General features: G+C 70.8%; 1 protein-coding gene. It reads right to left on the reverse strand.

Annotation, left to right across the window (positions count from 1 at the left end; all coding sequences use genetic code 11):
* Positions 1-243: transposase (locus tag E2C05_RS32625; RefSeq protein WP_192912584.1), on the reverse strand; the 243-nt coding region annotated here is incomplete at both ends.

Genomic DNA, 243 nt, shown 5'->3' on the forward strand with positions numbered 1-243 from the left:
CGAGGTGGAGCACCTTCCAGGCCCGGCGACGCTTGGTGCCGTGCTTCTCCTCCAACCAGCCACCGGGACCACGTAGCTGCAAACCGGTGCTGTCCACCAGCAGGTGCACCGGCTCGCCGCCACAGCGCGGCCGCGCCACCTCCAGCGCCTCCGCCCGGCGGCTCAGGGTCGAGTGGTCCGGCACGGCGAGGTCGAGGCCAAGCAACTGCAGAATGGAGCCGATCAAGCCCTCGGTCTGGCGCA

The organism is Paracraurococcus ruber, from assembly GCF_004353985.1.
Taxonomy (GTDB): Bacteria; Pseudomonadota; Alphaproteobacteria; order Acetobacterales; family Acetobacteraceae; genus Paracraurococcus; species Paracraurococcus ruber.